Here is a 24,981-nt window from a genome sequence, read left to right as displayed (position 1 = left end):
ATGGCCTCGACACTGACAAACCATGCCCCTATAGCACAAATTCGCCCTATGCCAGCTTCGCCTCCCCCAGTTCTCACCATCGGCACACGCGGTTCGCCCCTGGCGCTCCGGCAAGCGGAGATGACCCGCGATCTGATTGCACAAGCCCACGGCATGGAGCCCGATGAGATCGCCATCAAGGTGATCTCGACCGGTGGCGACCGCTCCCAATCGAGCAACGCCCCGCTCTCCGAGATTGGCGGCAAAGGCCAGTTTTCCAAGGAAATCGAGGATCGGCTGATTTCCGGCGAGATCGATCTCGGTGTGCATTCGACAAAGGACATGGCCACATCCCTGCCTCAAGGGCTCAAGATGGATGTTTTTTTGCCGCGCGAGGACATCCGCGATGCGTTGATGAGCCGGGGCGGTATCCGTTTCGACGATTTGCGCGAGGGCGCGGTGCTCGGCACCTCCTCGATCCGCCGCGCCGCACAATTGCTGCGCGAACGGCCCGACCTCAATCGCATCGAATTTCGCGGCAATGTCGCCACCCGCATGAAAAAGCTCGATGACGGGGTCGCCGATGCGACCCTGTTGGCGCTGGCCGGACTCAAGCGCTTGGGCATGGAGCGCAGCGCCACCGAGATCCTTGATCCCGAACGCTTTCTGCCGGCTCCGGCCCAAGGCGCCATCGGCCTAGAAATCCGCGAAGGTGACACCCGGCTTGCCGATCTGATCGGCCCGCTCAACGATCACCAGACGCATCAGGCAGTGACCGCCGAACGCGCGTTTCTCGCCGGGCTCGACGGCTCCTGCCGGACCCCGATCGGCGCGCTGACCAAGCGTGAGGGGGGCGAACTGACCCTAATCGGCGAGATCCTGAGCCTTGACGGGGCCGAGCGGTTCCGTGCGCTGACAAGCGGCCCCGCCGAAGATGCTGCCGGGATCGGCGCCGACGTCGCCCGGCAATTGCGCAAACTGGCGGGCCAGGCCTTTTTCGACGCCCTCGATCTGCGGGGATGAACCATGAAGCTGAGGCTTCTGATCACACGGCCAAGCCCCGGCGCCGAGAAGACCGCCGCCCGGCTTGAGGCCATGGGCCACAAGGCGATCGTCTCGCCCATGCTGCGCTATGTGCCGCTGGAGCCCGTACTGCCTGCCCCCGAGAGCTTTGACGGCCTGGTGGTGACAAGTGCCAACGCGCTGCGCGCTTTCGCCCTTGATCCGGTCTGGGAGGAATGGCGCAACCTGCCCCTGCATGCGGTGGGGGACGCCACCGCCGACACGGCCATTGCCCTCGGCGCCACCCGTGTCGACAGTGCCGGCGGCGATGCCGATGCGCTCGCCGCCATGTTGCGCAAGACGCCGGGCCGGCGCCTGTTTTACCCCTGCGCCGCCGAACCGGCCGCCGACATTGCCGGGCTGCTGGCACCCGCCGGGCACAAGGTCACCGCTCTGCCGGTCTACGAAATGCGCCGGATGAACCGGCTCACCCCCAATGCCGAAATCGCGCTCGGGGCCGGCTCGATCGATGCCGCGCTGGTTTATTCTCGTCGCACGGCAGAGGCGCTGGGCGACGCGCTGGCCGATCTGCGGGTACGGGACCTCACCTGCCTGTGTATCTCCGCCGTGACCGCCGAGGCATTGACGGCACGCGGGCAAAAACGGTGTTATGCCAGCACGGCCCCGAACGAAACCGGCATGCTGGCCCTCGTCAACGCTTTGGAAAACCAGCAAATCGGGTCATGATGGCGGTCAGGGTGATGCGCCCTGCCTGATCACGCTTCCGGGTCTGGCGGTGGACACACGCTTTGCGGGCGGCGGCAGAAAGAGGACATCAGCATGGCCGACAACAAGCAGCCTGACGACAAGCAGACCGGCAAAGCTCAACAAGCGGGCAAATCCGGTGCCGTCAAACCGCCGACCCTGGATATGACCGCCAAATCGAGCGACAAGCCCGCCGACGCCCCCAAGACCGGGGAGCCGGGCCGCTCCAACACCATGGCCGGCGCCAAGCGCAAGGCCGCTGAGCGCCAGAGCCCGGCCACATCCAGCTCGACCGGCAGCACAGCCTCGACGCGGATTGGCGGCGGCAACAATGGCGGCGGCGCTGGCCGCAGCAACACCGGTGCCAGTGGCGGCGGCAATAGCGGCGGCAGTGGCGGCGGCAGTGGCGGCGGTATGGGCGGTGCCGTGACCGGCACGGTGCTGGGCGGCATTCTGGGCCTTGGCCTTGCCTATGGCGCAGCGACGCTTGGCTTCTGGCCGCAGGACGAGGTTGCGCCCAACCCCGACCTTGGCAATCTGATCCGGCGGGTCAACGCGCTTGAAAACGCCCCGGCCCCCGCCGGCCCCAATCTCTCCGCCTATGTGAAACAGGCCGATCTCGACACTCTGCGCACATCCCTCGCCACCATGGCGGAAGCTCAGGCCAACGCGGCCAGCCGGGCCGAATTGACAGCGCTTGGCGACCAGCTCGATGCCCTTTCCGCGCGCCTGCCCGACGGCGATGCGGCGCTCGTGACCGAAGCCGATCTCGCCACCATCGGTGCTGCGGTTGAAGCCATGGCCAACGCCCCGCGCCCCGGCGCCAATCTCGAATCCGGCCTCGCCGAACTGCAATCGGGCTTTGATACCCTTGAACAGCGGATCGCCGCCCTCGAAGCCGCGCCCGTTCCGCAGCCCGCCAGCAACGACACCGCAGATGACGGCGCGCGCGCCCTCGACAGCGATCTTGAAGCCCGCATTGAGGCGCTCGAGGCGCGCGCCGAAACGCCCGCCCCGGCGGAGGGAACCGGCACAAACAGCGAAGACCTTGCCGAGCTGCAGGCCCGGCTCGACACCCTCCAAGGCGATGTCACCCGCCTCAATGAAACCACCGGCGCACTGGGCGAAGGCCTTGCCGCCCTGGCCCTGCCCGCTGAAAGCGCGCCAGCCGGCACCGAGGATACGGACACTGCTGACACCGGCGGCAGCCGCGATCTGACCGCCCTCAACGATCAGCTCGGGGCGCTGAATACCCGGATCGATGCCCTCGAAGCCGCGCGCGAGGCGGAAGGCGCACGCGACCTTGAAACAGCGCCTGCAGCCTCGAATGCCGAAGTCGCGGCGATCGGCACCAGCCTTGACCAACTCGGTCAGGTCACTGCCTCGCTTGGCGAAGGCATGACCGCGCTCGATACCCGGCTCTCGGCCCTTGATGGCGAGATCGAGGAGCTACGCAATGGCCTCAAAACCCAGAGCGCCCGGGCGCTGGAGACACCCGCCGCTTCAAGCGCGGATGTTGAAGCCATGGGCACGAGCCTCGATCAGCTCGGCCAGATGACGGCATCGCTGGGTGAAGGCATGACGGCGCTCGAGACGCGCCTCACCGGGCTCGACAGCGAAATCGCCGGCTTGCGCGAAACGCTGACCGCCGATGTCGCCGCCAATTCAGGCTCGCTCTCTGCCGAGGCGGGGCGCATCGACACGCTCGATGCGAAATTGACCACCCTGTCGCGTGGCCTTGCCGAGGCGGAAACCATGCGCTTCGAGCTGACCGCCCAGGCGGAACGCATCGCCGCCGCCGAACAGGATATCGCCAGCCTGCGCACGGATCTCGACACCATTCAGCAAAACGCCAGTCAAGCGCGCGAAGCGGCCCGTGCCCTGGAAGTCGAGGCCGAACAAAAGGCGGCATTGGCCGCGGCGCTTGGCGAGCTCGACACCCGCGTCAAATCCGGGTCATCCTTCGCGCCCGAGCTCACCATCGTCGCCGATGCTGTGCCCGCGGTCGAACTGCCTGAAACCGTGACCGCCATTGCCGAGACCGGCCTGACCCCGCTGCCGACGCTGAGCGCGAGGCTGGCCGATGCCGCACCGGCCATGCTGCAGGCACTGGCGACTTCGCGTGACGATCCCGACCTGATGACGCGGCTGACCGACCAGCTTGCAGCCTCGATTGCCCTGCGGCCGGAAGGCGAGCCCGAAGGCGATGATCCGCTCTCGGTGATGGCGCGGCTCGAATCCGCGCTTCGCGACGGGAGCATTTTCCGCGCGCAGGAGGAGTTCCAGGCCCTCCCCGCCCCCATGCAGGCCGAGGCCATCGAGATCGGCATCGGTATCGACCAGCATGTGGCGCTGTCGAGCTATCTCAACCGCATCAACCGCGCGACATCGGACAGCCAGGGCCGCTGAGCCGGCCCGCGCAGCCACTGGCCCGGAAGCCGGTGAAGAACACAGCAAGAGCACAAGGAGCGCCATGAGCATCATGACGCCAGACGCAAAGGATCAGACCACGTGATTCGCCTTCTTTGGGCCATTGTCATCTCGCTTGTGGTCGCGCTGGCCGCGACCTGGCTCATCACCCTGCCCGGCACGGTGGACATCTCCGCCTTCGGCTATCGCATGCGGCCGGGGCTCGGGCTTGTGCTGTTCCTGCTGGCGCTGACGATCATCGCCTCGATCCTGATCTGGGCCGTGATCCGCCGCATATTCGGCATTCCGGCGTTGTTCTCGCGCGCGGCCCAGCGCCAGCGCAACCGCAAGGGGCTCGAGGCGCTCTCCGACGCCATCATCGCCTTTCATGCCGGCGATCCGGCCCGCGCCCGGGCGCTGGCCCGCGATGCCCGCTCAAGGCTCGACGACGTGCCCGGCGCCGAATTGCTCGAGGCGCGGGCGCTGGTCGAGATGGGCGCGCTCTCCGAAGCCCGCGAGCGCTATCGCGACCTGATCGACAATCCCGCCACCGCCGTTGCAGCTCTGTCCGGGCTTCACGAACAGGCCCGGCTGCAGGGGCGGGAAAAGGCAGCCCTGGTCTTCGCCAAAAAAGCCGTCGCCATCGATCCCGGCCTCGGCTGGGCCTCGGACGCGGTATTTGCGCAACTCACCAAGGCCGGGAACTGGAGCGAGGCGCTTGAAATGGAGCGTGGCCGCCCCACCCCCAATCGCGAGGAACGCAGCGCATCCCGCCGCCGGCAGGCCGTCTTGATGACAGCCATCGCCCGCGATGCGGAAGACACCGACACTGCCTCGGCCATGGAAAACGCCCGCGCCGCGCTCAAGCTCGAGCCCGACTTTGTGCCCGCCGCGCTGATCGCGGCCCGGCTTTATGTCAACCAGGGTGAGACCCGGAAGGCCGCCGGCCTTCTCCGCCGGGTCTGGCGCGATACCGCCCACCCGCAAATCGCCGAGCTTTTCGCCCACGCCCAGCCCGGCGCCTCCGCGGTTGAACGTTTCAAGCGCACCCGCTCGCTGATCGAGGATCCCGCTGCCGGGCCCGAGGCCGCTGCAGCCTATGCCCGCGGCGCCATCGACGCTCATGAATGGGCCGAGGCCCGCAAGGCGCTGACCGGCTTCATCGAGACCGAACCCACCCAGCGGCTATGTCTGCTGATGGCCGAGATCGAGGAAGGGGAAACCGGCGATCAGGGCAAGGCCCGCGCCTGGCTGAGCCGCGCGGTGAAGGCCCCGCGCGATCCGGTCTGGACCGCCGACGGCATCACCTCGGACGAGTGGGAGCCGACCTCCCCGATCACCGGCAGGCTCGACGCCTTCGCCTGGAAAGTGCCGGTCGCCGCCCTTGCCGGACGCAACCACAACGGCACCCCCGGCGCGGCACCGCACCCGGCGGCCACCCCGTCGCTGCCGCCCGCCAACACAGCCGACGGGGCCGCCCCTGCAACGACGGTCGAGGGCACAGACAAGCCGGTGGACGCGGCTGCGCAAACCGGCAAGGACGCAAAAGCGGTTGATCGCGGCTGAAAGCTCGCGTAGATCGATACCGACGCACCGGGCGGCACACCGCCCGGCCCTAGAGTGCCGCATTAGCTCAGTTGGTAGAGCATCTCATTCGTAATGAGGGGGTCGCTGGTTCGAGTCCGGCATGCGGCACCAGATTTCCCGTCAAAGCTCAGCATGGGAGACGCCCGATCCTCTCCCGCATCCTGTTTCTCCTGCTGTTCGGCCTTTTGACCATCGCCACCCAGATCGGTGGGCTGGCGCTCTTGCCCGCCTTGTGGGCGGGCCGCAAAGCGCAATCAGCTTGGTACCGCGCAACGCTCGGCATCGCCGTATTTCTCGTTTGCTATTCGGCACTCTGGTTCGGTGCAGCGCAATTGGCGCCTCTGACCGGGCGTGTACCGCTGCCCTGCATGGTTCAACCCGAATCACCCCTTGTAAGCCAGTCACCGATCTATTGCATCCTCAACCGGCACTATGTGCATCCGGAACTCAGCCGCCTTGCCACCGGTCTTTCCCGGCATCTCGACAATCGGTTTCCCGGCACTCAAACCATGACCCTGGATGCGGGATTCCCCTTTCTCGACGGCTTTCCCATGTTCCCGCATCTTTCCCACAAAGACGGACACAAGCTCGATCTTGCCCTTTTCTACGAGAACGGAAGTGGCGCCTATCAACCGGGCCGGACGCGTTCATCTCTCGGCTATGGCGCCTATGCGGCGCCACGCGGTAGCGAACAGGATGCTTGTGGCGGGAGCGCTCCCTGGCCAGGTATGAGACTGCCCCCACAATGGGAATGGCCGATTCAGACCCGTGGCCTGTCGCTTGAGCTGGGCCGCAACCGCGCTGCAATTGAGTGGCTGGTGGCAGAAGGCCCCGCCTATGGCTTGAAGAAGCTGTTTATCGAGCCCCACCTCGCGCGTCGGCTTGAGGTCAGCTCACCCCTCATCCGCTTTCAGGGTTGCCGCGCCGCCCGGCACGACGATCACATCCATATCGAGATCGGCGCCTGAGCGTCCTGCCCTGCCCCCTGCCCCGCACAACCCGCGCAATATCATTCTACCCGATGAGAGGCATTTCCGCCTGAGGGGGAAACGATACGCATTTCGCGCAAATCGCTTCCTGATCTTTACAGATCGACAAAAAATCGTTTCACTCCCCTCCAACAGGGAGAATGAAATGGCGGATACCGATATCGACATTGCGCGCCGGGCCGAAATGCGCCCGATCGCGGAGATTGGGGCAAAGCTCGACATACCGGCCGAGGCGCTGCTGCACTATGGCCCGCACAAGGCCAAGATCGACACTTCGGCCATCGAGGGACTGGCGGAACGCCCCGAAGGCAAGCTGATCCTGGTCACCGCCATCTCGCCGACACCGGCGGGTGAAGGCAAGACGACGACCACGGTCGGGCTCGGCGACGGGCTCAACCACATCGGCAAGCGCGCCGCGATCTGTATCCGCGAACCCTCGCTTGGCCCCTGTTTCGGCATGAAGGGCGGCGCGGCGGGCGGCGGCTATGCCCAGGTCGTGCCCATGGAGGACATCAACCTCCATTTCACCGGCGATTTTCACGCCATCGGGGTGGCGCACAATCTCCTGTCGGCGATGATCGACAATCACATCTATTGGGGCAATGCGCTGGGCATCGACAGCCGCCGCGTCACATGGCGGCGCGTGATGGACATGAACGACCGCGCGCTCAGACAGATCACCAATTCGCTGGGCGGGGTGACCAATGGCTTCCCGCGCGAGGACGGGTTCGACATCACGGTTGCCTCCGAGATCATGGCCATCTTCTGCCTCGCCGAAGGGCTGGACGATCTCACCCGCCGCATCGGCGAGATCATTATCGGCTATACCCGGGACCGCACCCCGGTGCGCGCCAGCCAGCTCAAGGCCCACGACGCCATGGCGGTGTTGTTGAAGGATGCGTTGCGCCCCAATCTGGTGCAGACGCTCGAAAACAACCCTGCCTTCATCCATGGCGGGCCCTTCGCCAATATTGCCCATGGCTGCAATTCGGTGTCGGCCACCCGCACCGCGCTCAAGCTGGCCGACTATGTGGTGACCGAAGCCGGATTTGGCGCTGATCTCGGCGCCGAGAAATTCTTCGACATAAAATGCCGCAAGGCCGGGCTGAACCCCAATGCCGTCGTGATCGTCGCCACGGTGCGCGCGCTCAAGATGCATGGCGGCAAGGCCAAGGATGCACTGGGCGAGCCCGACGCGGATGCGGTGAAGCGTGGCGCGGCCAATCTGCTGCGCCATGTCGAAAATATCGGCAAGTATGGTGTGCCGGCCATTGTCGCGGTCAACAAGTTCACCGCCGACACGGCAGAAGAGATCGCCGCGATCCGCGACGCGCTGGCCCCGACCGGCGTCGAAATGGTTGAGGCGGACCACTGGGCGCAGGGCGGCCCGGGCTGCGCCGAACTGGCCCGGAAGGTGGTCGCGCTCACCGAGCAGGAGAGTCGTTTTGCCCCGCTCTATGACGATGCGCTGCCGCTGTTCAAGAAGATCGAGACCATTGCCGGGGAGATTTACCGCGCCTCGGAAGTGACCGCCGATGCCAAGGTGCGCAATCAGCTCAAGGCCTGGGAGGACGAAGGGTTCGGCAGCCTGCCGGTCTGCATGGCCAAGACCCAGTATTCCTTCTCGACCGATCCGAGCCTGCGCGGCGCGCCCGAAGGTCACGTGGTCAATATCCGCGAGGTGCGGCTATCGGCGGGCGCCGGCTTCGTGGTCGCTATCGCCGGTGACATCATGACCATGCCCGGCCTGCCGCGCACACCGGCCGCCGAAGGCATCCGGCTCGATGGCGAAGGGCAGATCCAGGGCCTGTTCTAGGACCGGGCGATCGATCAGGCGGCGCGGCGACGGCCCATGAACCAGGCAATGCCGCGCCAGACCAGAAGGATCAGCACGAGCGTCATCACCGCACTCGACCAGGACGCCTTGGCGAAGGTCCAGCCGCTGGCGCTTGCGATCATGGCGTCGGACACCCCGTCCGGGCCAGCGGCCAGCATGTCGGCGACGGCGGCATTTTCGAGCGCGTCGAAGGCAAAAACGGGCACCGCGACCAACGCCACGATATAGCGCCAGAATCCCCAGCGGCGGGGCAGCAATGCCGCTATGGCGAAATAGAGCACCGCTGCGATGAGCGGCGGATAAGCGAAATCGAGCCGGTGCTGGACATTGAGATAGAAATCCCGGCCCTCTTCACCCAACCCGGCCAACAGGGCGCGGGCGGTTTCGGCGTCATAGCCGCCAAGCCGGAGATCGAAAGGCGTCAGCCCGCCGGCAAGCGCGGTGAGATGTGGCAGCGACCAGATCAGCATGGTCGCATAGACCCCCATCGCCACCGCGAAAAGGACCAGAAAGCCCCAGCGTCCCTTTGTCATGATGTCCCTGCCCCCAAAACCAAGCGGTGGGCACCCTATAGCACTCGCCGTGCCGGGCGGAAATCCGATTTGGCCTGTCAGCCGCCTCCGGATGCGCTGCGCCGGGACCGGGTCTCACCGCTCTCGATCCGCCGGCTGACGGGCAATGTGACGACGGCTCTTGTCCCTTCTCCCGGTTGGCTCGACAGCTTGATCATGCCCTCATGCAACTCGGCGAACCGCTTGCATAGCGCCAGCCCGAGCCCGGAGCCCACTGCCGTCTCGCGGGTCATCGCATTCTCGACCTGCACGAAAGCGGCGAAGGCCCGCGGGATCTCATGCGGCTGCATGCCGATGCCGGTATCGATCACCGCGAAACGCGGCGCGCCGTCCCGCCGGCAATCCACCTTGACGATCACCTCGCCATGCGGATTGGTGAACTTTATCGCGTTGGAAATCAGATTGAGCATGATCTGTTCGATCTTGCCCCGGTCGGCCCGAATCTGGGGCGCCTCGCCTTCGATCACCGCTACCAGCTGCACTTCGTGCGCCACCGCTTCAGGCGTCATCAGCGACACCGCCCGCTGCGCGGTCTCGCCGAGATCGAACCGGTCCTCGCGCACATCCAGCACCCCGCTTTCCGCCTTGGAGAGGTCGAGCAGGTCATTGATCAGCGACAACAATCGTTTGCCGCCGCTCTGGATGTCGGAGAGATAGGTATGATAGCGCGCCGGGCGGATGGGGCCGAAAGCCTCGGCCAGCATCAGGTCCGAAAACCCGATGATAGAATTGAGCGGCGTCCGCAACTCATGGCTCATATTGGCCAGAAACTGGGTCTTGAGCGCGTTGGATTGTTCCGCTGTCTGCTTGGCGATCAGCAATTCGCGTTCCTGGCGCTTGCGCCGCGTGACATCGCGCAGGGTGATCACCCGTCCCGGCTCGCCCTCCCAGCGGGTTTCGCAAACCCGGCACTCGATGGTGCGCTTGCCCGAGGCGTCGCCGGACCCGATTTCCATTTCCAGCAGGCCGCCATCACCCGCCGGCAGGGAGAATTGCTGGCCGGCCAGCACCACCAGATCTTCGCCCAGCAGTGTTTCCGCCGCCGGATTGACGAAGCGGATCCGCGCTTCATCGTCGATGACGACAATGGCATCGGCTGTATCTGAAATCAGCCGTTCGAGCCGGCTATGCGCCGCGCGAAGGCCGGCCATCTCGGTCTCGAGCGCCCCGGTACGGACCAGCATGTCGGCCCGCGCCAGCACCACTTCACGCAGCGCGACGGGTGAAAGCTCATCAGCCGCGACCACGCTCGCAAAGCCGGCCTCGCGCAGCGCATCCCCGGCCTGCGCGCTGATCGGCCCTTCGGCCAGGGCGATGAAATAGCGTTCAGGCGATACACGTTCGTTCGCAAGCGTCCGGGCCTGCTCGATGCTCTGTCCGGCCCGCAGCCAAACGACAACAACCGAGGCCTCCGCATGCCGGCTGACAGCGCCGGTGCGTTCGATCCGGGGCGACCGATCAAGCATATCGAGATAGGGTCGCGCGGCCGTCATCCGCCGGTCGGCCCCGACAAACGCAACTGTAACGCGCATCGCGTTTTGCGGCGCGTTACCCTCCGGCAATCCGGTCGTCTGGCCCTGTTTTACCGTCATTGGCTGCCTCGCCCGGCAATCGAACCGGCGCGGCTCCGACGTCTGCAGCATGCAAGTCGCAGCGCGAATCAGAGCTTAGCAAAGCGCTCGCCTGAGTTGAATCCGGATAAAAACCGGAAATCCGGGCTCCCCGGGGGCTCAGTCCTGACCACTCGAGCCGCGATGCGGCATGCGGATCCGGTTCGCCGGATCGGCATCGGTCTCCTCGCGCCTCCGGACCACCAGGTCGATCGCGCGGATCAGCGGTTCAGGCTTGAGATCGTTCTTGATCAGAAAGTCCTGGGCCCCGTGCCGCAGCACCTCGAGCCCGCGCCGCTCATCCATTGCGCCGGTGATGACGATGATCGGCACATTCGAGCCCACCAGTTTCTGCCGTGCGGTATCGACTGTCTCGACGCCGTAGGAATCGGGCAGACCGAGATCGAGCAGGACCACATCGAACTGGATCTTCTCGATCATCTCGGAGGCGTCCTGCATGCGCGGCACGCTGGTCAGCACATAGCCCCCGGGCCGGGATTCGAGCATGGCCTCGAGCAGGCGCACATCGCCCGGATTGTCCTCGATCAGCAGGACATTCACCGCCATCGTTCAGGAATCCGTCCTTTTGGTCGGCAGGCGTCCGGTCTCGAACCAGAACTCGTCGATTCGGGACACCACTTCGCGGAACGAGCCCATATCCATGGGCTTGGTGATGTAGGAATTGGCGTGATTGGCATAGGACTTGTCGATATCGCCCTGCTGGTCCGACGTCGTCAGGATGATGACCGGTATCGATTTGAGAGCGTCCTCGGCCTTGATCTCGGAGAGCACCTCGTGCCCGCTTTTGCGTGGCAGGTTGAGATCGAGCAGGATGAGATCGGGTCGCGGCGCCTCGCCATAGCCGGCCTCCTGGCGCAAAAACGCAATGGCGGCCTCGCCGTCGCCAACGGCATGCAACGTATTCTCGACGCGGGTCGAGGACAGGGCTTCGCGCGTCAGACGCACATCACCCGGACTGTCTTCCACCAGCAAAATGTCGAGGGAACGGTTCGATGAGCGGGGAATCATATCACCTTCCTTCAAGTCCGGAGCGTAAACCAAACCGTCGTGCCTTGACCAGTTTCGGATTCGATTCCGATTTCCCCCCCGAGCCTTTGCACGATCTTCTGGCACAGGGCGAGCCCGATGCCCGTGCCCTCATAGGCATGGGCCGGATGCAGCCGCTGGAAAATGCCGAAAACCCGCTTGTGATGGTGCGGTTCGATGCCGATGCCATTGTCGGAAACGGTGTACCGCACCATGCCGCCGACCCGCCGGCCCTCGATCGAAACCGCCGGGGTTTCCTCGCCCCGGAACTTGATCGCATTGCTCAAAAGGTTCTGGAAAACCTGGGTCAGCTGCGAGGATTCACCCCGGGCGGCCGGCAACTCGCCGATCTGCACTTTGGCGCCGGATTCCGCCACCGCGCTCCCCAGCGCATCGAGGGCGCGATGGGCCACAACATTCATGTCGACGATTTCGTGCTTCGCCGCAGCGCCCGAAATCCGTGAATAGGTCAGCAGATCCCCGATCAGCCCCTGCATCCGCCGTGCCCCATCGACAGCGAAGCCGATGAATTCGCGCCCGTCATCGTCGAGCTTGTCCGCATAGCGTTCATCCAGCAGCGCGCAAAAACTCGACACCATGCGCAATGGCTCCTGCAGATCGTGCGATGCGACATAGGCGAATTGTTCAAGGTCCGCATTCGAGCGCTCGAGCTCCCTAGTGTATTGGGTAATCTCGTTCTCCGCCTCGCGGCGCTGGGTGATGTCGACCACTGCCGCCAGTACTGCCGGTTCACCCGCCAGCCGCATCGGGGTCAGCCCCACTTCCACCGGAAACAGCGAACCGTCTTCGCGCCGGGCCTGCAAATCGCGCCCGATCCCCATCATGCGTTGGCTGGGATCGGCCATATACTGGGCCCGCAGATCCGCATGGCGCTCGGCGATGTTGTGGGGCAATAGCGTGTCCACCGTCCTTGTCTTGAAGGCCTCCGCAGTCATGCCGAACTGGCGCGTCGCCTCGTCATTGGCCAGAATGACCCGGCCATCTTCCCCCACAATGATCAGCCCGGTCGGGCAGGCATCGAACACCTTGCGGAACCGTTCTTCTGCCTGTTTGGTCTCGGTGATATCGCGCTTGAGCGAGGCAACGCCGAACACCTGCCCCGCCGGATCGATCAGCGGTGAGATGCTGAGCGAAACCGTGAGCACGCGCCCGTCCCGCGTCAGCCTTTCGGTTTCGACAACGCCTGGCCGCCCCCCGGCCAGCGCCTTGGCGATCAGGCCGCGTCTTTCTTCGTGCTGCCCTTCGGGCACGAGCATGTCACCGGATTGCCCGATTGCCTCCTCGCGGTCATAGCCGAACAGCGCGGTTGCCGCGGCATTCCACTCGGTGATCCGTCCCTTGGTATCTTCGGTGATGATCGCATCCGAGGCGTTCTCGATCAGCGCCCGCTGCAGCGTTTCGCGCCGGACGAATCGCGACAGCACCTCACCCAGCGGTCCCATTTCATCGTTCATGCGCGGGATATCGACTTCCCGGTCGCCTTCATCGATCCGGCGGATCGCCCCGGTCAGTTGCCGTACCCGGTTGGACATGGAATGGGCGAAATAATAGCCGAGCCCGATCGCCAGCGCCAACGCCCCCACCGTGGCCAGCCCCATGGTCAGCCGGACCGGGTTCACCGGTTCAAGAACCGCACCGCGCTCGCGCGCCATCAGCATGGTGAAGGACGGCCCGCCCGGCAAAGCCAGGGGCACCGCGGCGGTGACAAAGGCCTCCCCCCCAGCGTCCGGCATCTGCCGGGAAGCGGGGGCATCGTTTTCGGCGTCGAGCTGAGGCCACAGATCCGTCAGCCGGTTGGAGCCGCCCTCTTCAAACGCAAATGTCGTGACCCCGCCAGGCGCCAGCAACACTTCTCCGTCCGCATTGGCGAGATAGAAGCGGTCGTCAGGCTCGAGCCCTGCGGTCATGCGCGTGAAGATCTGCGCCATATCGAGATTGATGATCACCGCACCGATGACGGACCGGCCGGTGACCCCATAAACACTCGCCGCCAGCCTGAGCACGGGCCGGACAGGGCTTTCGATCTGGCCCTGCTCCCGGTTGAGATCGAGCGCCGAGATATAGACCTCGCCCTGCGGCACAGACATTGCCGGCCCGAAATAATAGCGGTCGCCCTTGTCCTGCAGAGCCCGGGCCGGCACCACTTCGATCTCGCCCAGGGGCAATCCGTTGACCCGGACCAGCTCCGGCCCGCCTTCGCGGTTGCCGATCAGCCGGACCTGCAGGATGGAGCGATTGCTGGCCGCATCGGCAACGAACCGCTCGGCCAGATCATCGCGCACCCCCGGCTCACTCACCGCACGGCGCGCGAGCGGCAGGGTGGCAAGGCCCTGGACCTGCTCACTCAGCATCTCGACATCGTCAATGAAGATCTCGCCGCGCTGCCTGAGATCGAGGGTCAGGCGTTCGCTTTCCTGGGCGAGCATCACGTCCTCAAGCCCGCGCAGCACGACCAGCTCGAGCAGCACACTGGTGGCCATGGCCACGGCGATCATCGCCAGCATTACCCGCGCAGCGAATGTCATGCGCCCTCACCCAACCGATGGCGCCCGATGGGCCGGCCCGATGCCGGCGATCAACCTCAGAGCGAATCGGCACGAAGTGTAACAAAGCTGGCTCTGCTGCCAAGCAAGTCAAATATTGGAGCTTGAATTGCCAGATTTTCGGTTGGAAAGCCGGTCTTTTGTGGCAAACGGAAAGTAGAATCGCGGTGACGAATAGTCACCCGGTTCCCGGCATCCGTAGTTCTACCTATGGCTGTAGTGCGGTTGGATCAGGCGATTGCGGCCCGCCGGACCCCTTCGGCATAGGCGAAACGGGCCGTCGGCCTGACAGTCATCGCCGCCTCGTGCCGATCGCCGAGGCCGAACATCATGCGTTGTTCGGTCTGGGTCGACATGAAGAAGGGGAACCGCGAATAGACCTGGTCACGAATGACCGGCACCTCGGCAGCATAAAGACAGACCGGAAAGGCCAGCCCGTCATAGCTGCGCTGTTCGGCCCATTCCTGGGACAGGAAAACCCGCTTGTAAAAGGCCGCGTGTTCGGGCCGCACAATCGCGAGGCAGTAATCGGCATCGTAATAGACCGAGGCCATGGCCGCGATGCGCAGCGTCAGAAATGGCAGCGCCGGATATTCAAGCGAAGCGTCGTAGTCCGCGGTGAACCGGCTCGGATCGACGAATTCGACACCCCGGTCGACCATCGGATCGAGCAGATCCGAATAGACCGTCATGCTCGCCGATTGCCGGTGCTCGGTCGTCACGTGATGAACGCGCAGGGACGAGACCAGCTGGCCGTCGAGATAGACCCCCACGATCCGGCAATTGGGCTGATCGTCGAGATCGTCCTTGCAGATCCGCTCCGCGTTTTCGGGAATGAAACCTTCGCGCCGATACGCGTGATAACGAAGCCGATAGACCGCTTCGAAGTCCTCTGTGAAACGGGCGGGGCGATACTCAACCCTGTCCAGAAGATCCATCAGCCCGCGGGCAAATCGAGATGTTGCTGCCTGGGGCCCACCGGCCATACCTGTTACCATTCGCCGCTACTCCGCAACTCTACATACTATGGTAATCAACTATTAACCAAAACAGAACCGGCAAATGTCCTATCTGGCTCACTACTTCTGCTTATGGTTAATCCATTATTACATGAAGCCTGTGTGACGCGCGTCCGCATTTATCCGAGGCGCGGCAAATAAACGCAAAACCCGCCCCCGTTTCCGGGAGGCGGGTCAGCTAACAATCTGATTTTCGGTGGTAATGCCGAACAGGCGTGCGGTCAGGCGGTTCTGCGGACCGCCGGCATCTTGCGCGAGCGCCGGGCCAGCCGGTCGATCAGCGCGCCGATCTCCGCACGCGGCAGCGGCATGCCGAACAGGAAGCCCTGGATATGGTCGATCTCGGCATGGCTGGCGATCAGGGCGAGCTGTTCTTCGGTCTCCACCCCTTCGACCGTCACCGTCATTTCGAGATCCTTGCTGAGCCGCGCAATGTTCGACAACAGCTTCAGCGAGCGGTCCGAACTGGCGACATCGACAACAAAGGCGCGGTCGATCTTCAGCTTGGTGAAGGGCAGGTCGTGCAGATAGCTGAGCGAGGAATAGCCGGTCCCGAAATCGTCAAGCGCGATACCGATACCCTTGGCGGTCAGCTCGTTGAGCACGTTGAGCGCAGTGCCCTTTTCCTCGAGGAACACGTTCTCCGTAATCTCGATCTCGAGCCGTTCCGGGCTGAGACCCGACCGGTCGAGCGCGTTCTGCACCATGCGCGGCACGTCGCCATGGCGGAAGTCATTGGTCGAGATATTCACCGAGACATAGATGTGATCCGGCCAGTCGAGGCAATCGCGCGTGGCGGCCTCAAGGACCCATTGCGTGATGCGCGAGATCAGACCCATCTCTTCGGCGAGCGGGATGAAGATCATTGGCGAGATCGAGCCGAGCTCGGGATGGGTCCAGCGCGCCAGCGCTTCGCAGCCGGCGACTTTCTGGGTGCGATGATCGACGATCGGCTGATAGACAAGCGTCAGGTCATGGGCATCCACCGCAGCGCGCAGATCGGCCTTGAGCCGCTGACGATAGCGGTACTCGGTATCCATCTCCTCGACGAAGGCCTGCACCGCGCCGCGGCCTTCGGCCTTGGCCTGGTAAAGCGCCAGATCGGCCTTGGTGAGAAGACCATCAAAATCTTCGTCCTGGGCCACGGACAGCACATAGCCAAGGCACGCCCCGCCGGCGATGGTCTGGCGGTCATGGGTGAACGGCTCGGCGAACACGGCCAGCACCTTGTCGGCCAGTTCCCGGGCCCGGGCCTCGGTGAACTCGCCGATCGCGAACAGGGCAAACTCGTCACCCCCGAAACGCGACAGCACGCAGTCGGCATCGATGACCTTGCGCAGCCGGTCCGAGGTGCCCGACAACAGCGCATCGCCGGCCACATGGCCCAAGGAATCATTGACGTGCTTGAAGTCGTCGAGGTCGATGACCATCAACAGCGCGGAAACCCCGGGGTCCTCTGCATAGAACGGGTTGGCCAGATCGGCCTCGACCTGTTCCTTGAAGAAGGTGCGGTTGGGCAGGCCGGTCAGCGCGTCGAACCGGGCCATGTAATTGATCCGCTCCTGCGCCTTCACCCGTTCGGTGATGTCTTCGAACAGCAGCACGGTGCGGCCGTGACGCGATGAAATCGTCACTTCGCACTGATAGCTGTCGGAGATGTGCAGCAAGAGCTTGCGGGTGCCGCCCTTCTCGATCGCTTCCACAAGCGAGCGCGCGGCATGGCGCGGCAGCATCGCATTGGTGCGGTTGGCTGCATCATTGACGAGCTGGGCGAAGCTCATCCCGGTCCAGCTGCCCGGGGCGAAATGGGCGAAGATCTGCTTGGCGCGGTCATTGACCACGGCCACCAGCCCGTTCTCGTCGAGCATGCAAAGCCCGTGCTGCATGGTATCGAGCGCCGTATCGAGCTCCTGGGCCAGCCGGGTTGCCTCGATCCGTCGGTGCAGCGCCGTCAACAGGATGGAGCGCACGGTCGCCGCGATCTTGCGCAGCGACAGGAAGAACGGCCCGAACAGCAGGGCCAGCACGCTGTGATAGATGTCGCCGACCAGAAACAGCGAGAAGGTCAAGGGGAACCCCGTCAGGGCCGATTGCAGGGTCACCAGCCGGTCGACCCCGAAATTGCGGGCGGCAACGCCCACCATCGAGGCCATGGTCACCGAGAGAGCCACCAGTTCGGAATAGCTGTCATCGAGAATGGCGATCGCGATGAAACACCAGATGCCGTAGAGCGCGGCGATGAAGCACGCACCGATGGTCGAGCGCAGCTCCCAATGCGCGGCCGTGTCGACATCGTCCGGGGCCAGGTAATGGCGCTCGAAATCGGTCATGTCGATCCAGCGCCCGATCCCGATCAGCACAAAGGTGACCGCGACCGCCAGAAGGGCGATCGAGCCGGTCTTGTATGCCGATGAGAGCGATCCCACCACGGACACGAGTGTGCCCATCGCCATGGTCCGCTTATCGTCATAAAGCGACCGGACGATCGACACATAATCCAGGGGCGGAAGCGCTTTGCGTGCAGATTGAAACATCGCCTATCCCGTATTGCCCGGTCATTCTTGCACGGAGCGGGGTTAAGGCAGGGTTTCGCAGACACATTCCGGCCCAATTGGGTTATGCGAGTTTGGGGCTAGGCTTAATCAAACGTAAACCGCACCCGCGCGCTGCGCCCGCGATACCCCGCAATCCGCTGACCCTTGAGGCGAAATCGCGCTACTATTACTTAACCATGAAACAAGTTCGCGCTGAAATTGTGCAATACAACCGTGTCAGCGCGGCCAATCAGATTACCCCGGTTAACCGGATGGACGTTGAAACGCCCATATCCGCCCGCCGCAGGAACAATGCGCCCTCCGTTTCATTCTGTTAGAGAGAACGTCGAACCGGCAAAGGAGGATGCAATGGTCGATAAACTGGACGAAGGCGCAGTGCACACCGCACTCAAGGATTGCCCCGACTGGGCCCTCGCCGAAGGTGGCGGCGCCATCACCCGTTCATTTCGCTTTGACAATTTCGTCTCCGCCTTCGGCTTCATGACAAAGGTCGCGATCCTGGCCGAAAAGGCCAATCACCATCCCGAATGGAGCAATGTCTACAACACGGTCGACATCCGGCTCACCACCCATGACGCCGGCGGATTGAGCCAGCGCGATTTCGACCTCGCGCACAAGATCGACGCCTTGTGATGACAAAGCCGGGGCGCAACGCTTGCGCACCCCCGGCACCCGCTTTACCTCTAGAAAGCTCACATGACGCGGCCGGACCCTCCGGACGCTGGAGCTGGAAAATGCCGATGTTCGACGCCCTGTCCCGACTGTTTTCCCGCGAGACCCCCGAGGTCGAAGTGGCCGACCCGAAGCTGTCGGTGGCGGCCCTCCTCGTGCACCTCACAGCCGTCGACGGCGTGGTCACCGAGGACGAGAAGCAGACCCTGCGCCAGCTGATGATGGAGCATTACGAGCTCTCGGAAAGCGATGTGCGCGCGCTGATCCGTCTCGCGATCAAGAAGGACCATGACGCGGTCGACTATTACCGCTTCACCGCCGAGATCGCCCGGCTGACACCGGAAGAGAAGATCGACATCATCCGCATGATGTGGCGCCTGGTCTATGTCGATGCCGAAAATCACGAGCTTGAAGACAATATGGTCTGGCGCGTCGCCGAGCTGATCGGCATCTCGGCGCGCGAACGCACCATTTTACGCAACCAGATCCGCCGCGAGACCGAGGCGGAAATGAGCGACGAGGATGATGACAGCAGCGCCGGCTGACGCACCACGCTTGCAGAATGCAAGCGCGATTGCGCCATGCAATTGCATTTTGCAACGCCGACTCCCAACAGTCCCGCGCCCCGGCTCCCGCCCGGCCCGGTTTCCGGGCTTCGCTACCCTTTCTCAAAACTGGCACGGCGCATGCAAAGAGTTCAGCGACCGGGAAAATGTATTGCGTACCCGGAACCGACCTTCAAAAAGGCCCGTTCTCCGCGTATCGGAGACGGGCCTTTGTCATCGCGGGTGACCGGCGGGGACCACGCGGCAGCCTGCCGCTCTTGTCGGCCACGGGTCTAACCGCTACATATCCCGACATATTCCCTTTCGGAGGCCCGCAATGCGGATTTTGCTTGATGTCATCCTGATGCTGCTCAACCTCTATTGGTGGGTCGTGATCATCATGATCATCATGAGCTGGCTGTTTGCCTTCAACGTGATCAATGGCGCCAACCAGTTCGTTGCCACCATCTGGCGCATCGTCAACGGGCTGACCGAACCGGTCCTGCGGCCCATTCGGCGCATCATGCCGAACCTGTCGGGGATCGATATTTCCCCGCTCGTGCTGTTCATCGGCATCTATGTCGTCCAGCGGATCATCACCGACTATATCTATCCCTACACCTTCTAGGGCATGGCCACCGGCCATCCCCTGCCCTGGCGCGAGACCGGCACCGGTCTCGTCCTGACGGTGCGCGTGGCGCCGGGGGCAGCCCGCAACCACGTGGCAGGGATTGAAGCGCGCGACAATGGCGAGGCGGTGCTGCGCGTCAGCGTCACCGCACCGCCCGACAAGGGCCGCGCCAACAAGGCCGTGATTGCGCTATTGGCCAAGTCTCTGGGCCTGCGCAAATCCGATTTCTCGATTGTCGCCGGCGAAACCGCTCGGCAGAAATCCATCGCGATTGCGGGCGACAAAAAAGCGCTGGCAAGTCTCCTCGCCAGCGCCTTTCAAAACACTTCGGATTGAGGAAACGCCTCAGCCCTTGTTGGCCATCTCGATCGAATCGAGCACCACCTGGCGGGCCTTCTCGATGCCTTCAATGCCTTCGATCTTGGCCCATTTACCCGGCTCGAGATCCTTGTAGTGGGTGAAGAAGTGCTTGACCTTCTCGACCTCGATCTCCGGCATATCGGTAATATCCTTGATGCCATCATAGGCGCGGGTGAGCTTTTGCACCGGCAGGGCAATCAGCTTCTCGTCCTTGCCGCCATCGTCTTCCATCATCAACACCCCGATCGGGCGGCAGCGGATGACCCCGCCCGGCACCACCGGACGCGAATTCATCACGACAACATCGAGCGGGTCGCCGTCGCCGCAAAGCGTATGCGGTACGAACCCGTAATTCCCCGGATAACGCATCGGCGTATAAAGGAAGCGGTCGACGAACAGCGCCCCGGAATCCTTGTCCATCTCGTATTTGATCGGCTCGCCGCCGATCGGCACCTCGATGATCACATTGATATCGTCAGGCGGATTCTTGCCGACCGGGATTGCATCGATATTCATGCCGGGATGCTCCTTGAAGCGCGTGCTGGAAATCGTGCCCGTTAATGGCCTAGGCATCGCCAGGATTGCAAGCCATAATCCGGCCCGAAACCGCCCATTCGACGAGGTATTTTCCCCTTGCGCACTCTAGTCATCGCCCTCGCCGTCTCCGCCGGCCTGACACTCCCCGCCCTCGCCACCGATGTCGACAGCACCTATACCGATGTCGATCTGGCCGACTGCACCATCCTTCAGGCTGACGATTTCGGCGCCTCCTGGGCCTGCCCGGGCTATCGCGGCATGCCGGTCTATGTCGCCGAGGGCGATCTGCGCTTCTTTGTCTCCTATGGGTTTTACGCCCCCGACAAGAAAGCCGCCCGCCAGACCCTGCCCCCCTTCAACCGCATGGGCCAGAAAATCGAGTGGCGGGTGACCAATGCGAGCGGCGACTGGCTGCCTTTCGCCACCATTCTGCGCTTCATCACCGAAAAGACCGATGGCGAAGGCAATTACACCGAAGGCGAGATCCTGGTGGTGACCAAGCTCGGCGAAGAGGAAGTGTGCCACACCGCCTATATCGACGCGCTGGCCAATGTCGACGCCAATCAGATGGCGCGCGATGCGGCCGACAGAGCCCCCGACTTCGATTGCGAGGACGGGCCCGAAACGCTCGGTGAGTGGTCCGGCTACTAGGCGATGCAGGATTTCATCAAGACTGTCGGCAACAAACGCCTGCTATACGTGATGGCGCTTGATACTGCGCGCGCAGGAAAAGTGGACGCCGGTTTTCCGTCCGCGCGCGCAGCAAAAAGGAAACAGGGAGGATGACGATTTCCACAAAGACTGTCGACGGCAAGCGCCTGCTATACGTGATGGCGCTCGATCACGAATACGGCCCGCACCTCAAATCCCGTTTCACCCCGCTGATGACCGGGGTCGGCCCGGTCGAGGCGGCGGTCGCGATCACAGCTGCGCTGTGTACGCTCGAGGCCGAAAATGCCTTGCCGGACCTCGTGATCTCGCTCGGTTCCGCCGGCTCCGCACGGCTCGAACAGACTGCCGTCTATCAGGCCTCAAGCGTCGCCTATCGCGACATGGATGCCAGCCCGCTGGGTTTTGAAAAAGGGGAAACGCCCTTTGCCGGACTGCCGGTCACCATCGATCTCGGCCACGCCATTAGGGGCCTTGACCAGGCGAGCCTGTCGACCGGCGCCAATATCGTCTCGGGCAAGGCTTATGACGCCATCGAGGCCGACATGGTGGACATGGAAACCTTTGCCATCCTGCGCGCCTGCCAGCGTTACCAGGTCCCGCTCATCGCCCTGCGCGGGATTTCAGATGGGGCCGGCGACCTGCATCACATCGACGATTGGACCCAATATCTCCACGTGATCGATGAAAAGCTCGCCGGCGCGGTCGACACGCTTGAAGCATCGCTGGGCGACGCCAACATCTAGCCGCGACCCCAAAAGGAGCCGCAGCCATGATCGAAACCGAAATTACCATCAAAGCCGACGGTGCCGATCTGGCTGCCAGCCTGACCCGCCCGGAGACGGACGGCCCCTGTCCGCTGGTGATCTATATCCACGGCACGGGACCGCTCGACCGCGACGAAAACATGCCCGGCATGGCGCTCAATGTGTTCAACACCATTTCGAAGGCGCTGGCCCAACATGGCATCGCCGGACTGCGTTTTGACAAACGCGGTTGCGGACAATCGACCGGCGATTACGTCAGCGCCGGCCATTTCGATCTGGTCAATGACGTCATCGCGCTGATCGACTATGCCCGGAACGTCGAAGGCTTCACCGAGATCTATCTGCTGGGACATTCAGAAGGCACGCTGATCGGCGCCGAAGCCAGCCTTGAGCGTGAGGTCAGCGGACTGCTGTTGCTCGCGCCTTTTGCCCAGGACCTCGAACCGATCCTGCGCGAACAGGCCCGCAAGGGCGCCGAGAACATGCGCGCCCTCAAGGGCCCGCGCGGCTGGACCTATCGGATCATCACCTTCTTCACCGGCGGGCCGGAAAAGGCCCAGGACAAGATCATCGCCACGCTGAAGGCCGGCACCACCGACACTGTCGGAAAGGGACGCAACCGCATTCCCGCCAAGGCGCTACGCGAAATGATGAGCGTTTCGGTCACCGGGGTCTATGAGAAGGTCTCGGTCCCGGTCCTTTTGCTGGCCGGGGCCAAGGACCTGCAATGCGATCCTGCCGATATTCCCGTACTTAAGAATATTCTTGGCGAGGCTGCGACCAGCCATGTGCTGCCCGACCTCACGCATATTTTGCGCAGCGATCCGGGCGAGCACACCTTCTTTTCCTATCCCGGGCTCATCGAGGAACCCATCGATCCCGAGGTGATCGCCATCGTTGCCGACTGGCTGGACCGCAGGACCGCCGGCTAGCTCGCCTTGGCGGCGGCGCGCATGGCCCGCTTGCGGTCATGCGGATCGAGATGGATCTTGCGCAGCCGGATCGATTTCGGCGTCACCTCGACATATTCGTCTTCCGCGATATAGCTCAGCGCCTGTTCGAGGCTGAGTTTTTTCGGTGTGGTCAGCTTGACCGCATCGTCCTTGCCCGCAGCACGCACATTGGTGAGCTGCTTGCCTTTGAGAACATTGACCTCGAGATCGTTTTCGCGGCTGTGCTCGCCCACGATCATGCCTTCATAAACCGCTTCGCCCGGTTCGATCATGATCGCGCCGCGATCCTCGAGATTGAACAAGGCATAGGCAACAGCATCGCCCTGGGCGTTGGAGATCAGGACCCCGGTGCGCCGGCCCGGCAGCGCGCCCTTATGCGGCTCATAAGCGGAAAACACCCGGTTGAAGACCGCGGTGCCGCGGGTATCCGAAAGCAGTTCCGGCTGATAGCCGATCAGCCCGCGTGTCGGGACATTGAGCTTGAGCCGGGTGCGCCCGGTGCCCGAAGGCCGCATGTCCGTCAATTCGCCGCGCCGCTCGGAAAGCTTTTGCACGATCGGGCCGGTGAACTCATCGTCGACGTCGATCGTGACTTCCTCGATCGGCTCGACGGTCACCCCGTCCTGTTCTTGCATCAGCACCTTGGGACGGCCGACATTGAGCTCGAACCCTTCGCGCCGCATGGTTTCGATCAGCACTGAAAGCTGCAATTCGCCACGGCCGGCAACCTCGAAACTGTCGCGGTCATCGCCATCGGTGACCTTGAGCGCCACATTGCCTTCCGCCTCGCGCATCAACCGGTCGCGGATAACTCGGGATTGCACCTTGTCGCCTTCGCGACCGGCCAGCGGGCCGTCATTGATGCGGAACGTCATCGACAGGGTCGGGGGATCGATCGGTTGCGCGTCGAGCGGTTCGGTGACCTCGGGGGCCGCCAGCGTATCCGCGACGGTCGCGGTCTCGAGCCCTGAAATCACGACGATGTCGCCGGCCTCCCCGCTTTCCACCGGCTCGCGCGCCAGCCCACGGAAACCCAGAACCTTCGAGATCCGGCCCTTTTCGATAATCTTGCCGTCGCGGCTGATCGCATGGATCGGCGCGCCGGCCAGTGCGGTACCCGAATAGACCCGGCCGGTCAGCACGCGCCCGAGGAACGGATCGCGGTCGACGGTTGTCGCCAGCATCCGGAACGGCCCGTCGACAACAGTCGGCTCGGAGAAATGTTCGAGCACCAGATCGAGCAGCGGCCCGGAATCTTCTTTGGGGCCTTCGGGCGACATCGCCATCCAGCCCTGCTTGGCCGAACCGTAAAGCACCGGAAAGTCGAGTTGGTTTTCATCAGCCTCGAGCGCCACGAACAGATCGAAGATCTCGTCGAGCACCTCGGAATGGCGTTCGTCGGGCTTGTCGATCTTGTTGATCGCGACGATCGGCCGGAGCCCCATGCGCAGGGCTTTCGAGAGCACGAACTTGGTCTGCGGCATAGGGCCTTCGGCGGCATCGACCAGGATGATGGCACCATCGACCATATTCAGGATGCGCTCGACCTCGCCGCCAAAGTCGGCGTGGCCCGGCGTATCGACGATATTGATCCGGGTGCCTTTCCAGTCGAGCGCTGTCACCTTGGCCAGGATCGTGATCCCGCGCTCGCGCTCCAGATCATTCGAGTCCATGGCCCGCTCGGCCACTTTCTGATTGTCACGGAAAGTGCCTGACTGGCGGAGAAGCACGTCGATAAGGCTGGTCTTGCCATGGTCGACATGGGCGATGATCGCGATATTGCGCAAGGGCATGGAGGTCTCGGAGCTTTTGGGATCGGCGCTTCAGACCGCAATCGGCCCGGCGCGCAAGGCCTTACAGTGCCTTTGTGACACCTTCAACCCCAAATGCCCCGGGGCCGGTCGGACAAAAC

General features: G+C 63.6%; 22 protein-coding genes and 1 tRNA gene. 14 read left to right on the top strand and 9 right to left on the bottom strand.

Translation table 11 applies throughout. The features are described 5' to 3' along the window. Positions 1–48: 48 nt before the first annotated feature. From hemC to G489_RS0108735, 7 genes are all read left to right on the top strand, one after another. The gene (hemC, locus tag G489_RS0108765) at positions 49–1,002 is read left to right on the top strand and encodes a hydroxymethylbilane synthase (protein WP_029041233.1); all 954 of its coding nucleotides are present in this window, start codon (positions 49–51) and stop codon (positions 1,000–1,002) included. Positions 1,003–1,005: 3 nt separating this feature from the next. Further along, positions 1,006–1,728: a uroporphyrinogen-III synthase gene (locus G489_RS19750; protein WP_051332452.1), complete on the top strand. Its 723-nt coding sequence runs from the start codon at positions 1,006–1,008 to the stop codon at positions 1,726–1,728. A gap of 93 nt (positions 1,729–1,821) precedes the next feature. Further along, positions 1,822–4,155: a hypothetical protein gene (locus G489_RS0108755; RefSeq protein ID WP_029041232.1), complete on the top strand. Its 2,334-nt coding sequence runs from the start codon at positions 1,822–1,824 to the stop codon at positions 4,153–4,155. Between the two features lie 102 nt (positions 4,156–4,257). Beyond that, entirely contained in the window at positions 4,258–5,721 is a 1,464-nt protein-coding gene (locus G489_RS19740) for a heme biosynthesis protein HemY (RefSeq protein ID WP_051332451.1), read from the top strand. A 56-nt stretch (positions 5,722–5,777) separates the two neighbouring features. Then, positions 5,778–5,853, top strand: a tRNA-Thr gene (locus G489_RS0108745). Between the two features lie 74 nt (positions 5,854–5,927). Next, positions 5,928–6,710: a hypothetical protein gene (locus tag G489_RS22240; protein WP_081691476.1), complete on the top strand. Its 783-nt coding sequence runs from the start codon at positions 5,928–5,930 to the stop codon at positions 6,708–6,710. 166 nt (positions 6,711–6,876) lie between these two features. Beyond that, the gene (locus G489_RS0108735; RefSeq protein ID WP_029041230.1) at positions 6,877–8,547 is read left to right on the top strand and encodes a formate--tetrahydrofolate ligase; all 1,671 of its coding nucleotides are present in this window, start codon (positions 6,877–6,879) and stop codon (positions 8,545–8,547) included. A gap of 14 nt (positions 8,548–8,561) precedes the next feature. Here G489_RS0108735 and G489_RS21785 read toward each other — a convergent pair whose 3' ends face one another. The 7 genes from G489_RS21785 to G489_RS0108700 form a co-directional block, all read right to left on the bottom strand. After that, a complete protein-coding gene (locus G489_RS21785; protein WP_051332450.1) occupies positions 8,562–9,101 on the bottom strand; it encodes a hypothetical protein in 540 nt (179 codons plus the stop codon). Positions 9,102–9,178: 77 nt separating this feature from the next. Then, positions 9,179–10,732, bottom strand: coding sequence for a sensor histidine kinase (locus G489_RS21780; protein WP_162142416.1), 1,554 nt, complete (start codon positions 10,730–10,732; stop codon positions 9,179–9,181). A gap of 138 nt (positions 10,733–10,870) precedes the next feature. Next, entirely contained in the window at positions 10,871–11,317 is a 447-nt protein-coding gene (locus G489_RS0108720) for a response regulator (RefSeq protein WP_029041228.1), read from the bottom strand. 3 nt (positions 11,318–11,320) lie between these two features. Then, complete coding sequence (locus G489_RS0108715) at positions 11,321–11,779, bottom strand: response regulator (protein WP_029041227.1); 459 nt, start codon at positions 11,777–11,779, stop codon at positions 11,321–11,323. Positions 11,780–11,790: 11 nt separating this feature from the next. Then, on the bottom strand, positions 11,791–14,343 hold the full coding sequence (locus tag G489_RS21775) for a PAS domain S-box protein (protein WP_081691474.1): 2,553 nt from the start codon (positions 14,341–14,343) through the stop codon (positions 11,791–11,793). 248 nt (positions 14,344–14,591) lie between these two features. After that, positions 14,592–15,299 (bottom strand): N-acyl amino acid synthase FeeM domain-containing protein, encoded by a 708-nt coding sequence (locus G489_RS19720; protein ID WP_245578855.1) that lies wholly within the window; start codon positions 15,297–15,299, stop codon positions 14,592–14,594. A 302-nt stretch (positions 15,300–15,601) separates the two neighbouring features. Then, on the bottom strand, positions 15,602–17,914 hold the full coding sequence (locus tag G489_RS0108700; protein WP_029041226.1) for a putative bifunctional diguanylate cyclase/phosphodiesterase: 2,313 nt from the start codon (positions 17,912–17,914) through the stop codon (positions 15,602–15,604). Positions 17,915–18,283: 369 nt separating this feature from the next. Here G489_RS0108700 and G489_RS0108695 point away from each other — a divergent pair, with 369 nt between their 5' ends. The 4 genes from G489_RS0108695 to G489_RS0108680 all read left to right on the top strand — a co-directional run bounded on the left by G489_RS0108695 (position 18,284) and on the right by G489_RS0108680 (position 20,119). After that, a complete protein-coding gene (locus tag G489_RS0108695; RefSeq protein WP_029041225.1) occupies positions 18,284–18,568 on the top strand; it encodes a 4a-hydroxytetrahydrobiopterin dehydratase in 285 nt (94 codons plus the stop codon). A 101-nt stretch (positions 18,569–18,669) separates the two neighbouring features. Further along, entirely contained in the window at positions 18,670–19,152 is a 483-nt protein-coding gene (locus G489_RS0108690) for a tellurite resistance TerB family protein (RefSeq protein ID WP_051332448.1), read from the top strand. Positions 19,153–19,489: 337 nt separating this feature from the next. Then, complete coding sequence (locus G489_RS0108685; protein WP_029041223.1) at positions 19,490–19,780, top strand: YggT family protein; 291 nt, start codon at positions 19,490–19,492, stop codon at positions 19,778–19,780. A gap of 3 nt (positions 19,781–19,783) precedes the next feature. Then, positions 19,784–20,119 carry a DUF167 family protein gene (locus G489_RS0108680; protein ID WP_051332447.1) on the top strand — a complete coding sequence of 112 codons (336 nt, stop codon included), beginning with the start codon at positions 19,784–19,786 and terminating at the stop codon, positions 20,117–20,119. Between the two features lie 9 nt (positions 20,120–20,128). Here G489_RS0108680 and ppa read toward each other — a convergent pair whose 3' ends face one another. Beyond that, positions 20,129–20,659: an inorganic diphosphatase gene (gene ppa / locus G489_RS0108675; RefSeq protein ID WP_029041221.1), complete on the bottom strand. Its 531-nt coding sequence runs from the start codon at positions 20,657–20,659 to the stop codon at positions 20,129–20,131. Between the two features lie 117 nt (positions 20,660–20,776). On the opposite strand from ppa, the gene G489_RS0108670 reads away from it, so the two are divergent. From G489_RS0108670 to G489_RS21770, 3 genes are all read left to right on the top strand, one after another. Beyond that, entirely contained in the window at positions 20,777–21,331 is a 555-nt protein-coding gene (locus G489_RS0108670; protein WP_051332446.1) for a hypothetical protein, read from the top strand. 131 nt (positions 21,332–21,462) lie between these two features. Further along, positions 21,463–22,095 (top strand): 5'-methylthioadenosine/S-adenosylhomocysteine nucleosidase, encoded by a 633-nt coding sequence (locus tag G489_RS0108665; RefSeq protein WP_029041219.1) that lies wholly within the window; start codon positions 21,463–21,465, stop codon positions 22,093–22,095. Between the two features lie 26 nt (positions 22,096–22,121). Next, complete coding sequence (locus G489_RS21770) at positions 22,122–23,048, top strand: alpha/beta hydrolase (protein ID WP_029041218.1); 927 nt, start codon at positions 22,122–22,124, stop codon at positions 23,046–23,048. Here the strand turns inward: G489_RS21770 and typA are convergent. Continuing rightward, on the bottom strand, positions 23,045–24,862 hold the full coding sequence (typA, locus tag G489_RS0108655) for a translational GTPase TypA (RefSeq protein WP_029041217.1): 1,818 nt from the start codon (positions 24,860–24,862) through the stop codon (positions 23,045–23,047). The genes G489_RS21770 and typA overlap by 4 nt on opposite strands. Between the last annotated feature and the right edge of the window lie 119 nt (positions 24,863–24,981).

It is taken from the genome of Cucumibacter marinus DSM 18995 (genome assembly GCF_000429865.1).
Classification (GTDB): domain Bacteria; phylum Pseudomonadota; class Alphaproteobacteria; order Rhizobiales; family Devosiaceae; genus Cucumibacter; species Cucumibacter marinus.
This window is presented reverse-complemented; position numbering and strand designations above follow the sequence as displayed.